Raw genomic sequence first — 1,233 nt, 5'->3', positions numbered from 1 at the left:
CTCCGCGCCGGCAGCACAACCAGCAGCCCACGGGAGATCGGCCACGCCCTCATGGTCAAGTGGTCACGTCACGATCGACGGCCACGACATCCCATCGGTAGTTCGCTCTCCCGACCACCGGCAGGGGTACGGTCTGTTGCTAGGGCTCGCAGGCCCTGTGCCCAAGAGTGCTCACCCACCGGCGGCTACCGGCACCGAGCCTGCCGTATCGCGACCCGGTACGTCCCATTAGTGCCCGCCGAAGCCCTGGGCTTGCCGGGCCACGGCCCCGTGCCTGTATCGATGGCTACCGTCAGGCTCGCCGTCCGCTACGAGCGCCTGTCTGCCAGATTGCCGTGAGACACGCTCGAAGTCGGATCGGACCGGGGCTGCGATTCTAGTCCCCAACCTGATGGGGATATGATCCGGAATATGGGAGAGATCACGGAAAGTCTCTGGTGTGAAAGCCTGCCCGACCAGATAGTGGAGGTTATCGGCGATGAAGCCATCGCCTATATGGAACGAGCGCTTGGCGTCGTCCAGAGAGACGTCGATGCCACTTGTCCGCAATTGGGGAAGCTGCGACTCAAGTGGGTCACCGCTGATGGCGAATATCCGGATCCGGAAAAAATTGAAGACCTGTTTGTGATGGTCTATGTTGCGCTTCAGGGTGGCAGTTACTACACCGGAGGAAGTGACGTATATGCCGGAGGAATCGACATGAAAGGCGAGGTTCTGGAAAGATTGGAGGAAGCGGTCTACTCTGTCGCTGAGTGCGTCCAGGAATTCATGGTATCGGTAGAACTGCGCGAGTGGCCGACTTGTCCACTGCACAACCGCATGCTCGGCCCGGGGTCGATGAAATGGCGCTGCGAGGCCGATGGTGGCCACGTCGTGGCCACCATCGGCAGTCTTGCTGAGGTTTGACCGGTACCGCTCTCGTGGTTGTCGAGATTCTACGAGCAGTTCTGCGACAGTCGGCCTTCTATAGCTGTTGCGTTCATCGTGAAAATTGACGGCATTGGACCTGTCTATTCGACTATTACTGGCGGAGTCCGCTGGGAATCCGCCAGTAAGTCAAGTGAAATAGCACTCCCGTTTGTCTCAGGGATGGCCGTGTCCGTGCCTAGTACTCCAGTAACAGTGATCCTTACGTGGTCGCGGCCCGCGTGACGTCTGCCTGGTTGGCTCGGATCCGGGCTCGGAAGTGGTAGTAGCGGGCGCGTGCCTGGTGGCTGCGGCGCCAGTCCGACC

The 1,233-nt window shown here is 60.2% G+C and carries 1 protein-coding gene; it reads left to right on the top strand.

Features of this window, described 5'->3' with window-relative positions; translation table 11 throughout:
* Window positions 1-411 precede the first annotated feature (411 nt).
* Window positions 412-906, top strand: coding sequence for a hypothetical protein (locus tag AB1460_RS37600; protein WP_368967341.1), 495 nt, complete (start codon window positions 412-414; stop codon window positions 904-906).
* Window positions 907-1,233 lie beyond the last annotated feature (327 nt).

This window comes from Parafrankia sp. FMc2 (assembly GCF_041008525.1).
Taxonomy (GTDB): domain Bacteria; phylum Actinomycetota; class Actinomycetes; order Frankiales; family Frankiaceae; genus Parafrankia.
Note: the sequence above shows the minus strand (reverse complement) of the source record. Positions and strands in the feature narration are given on the sequence as shown.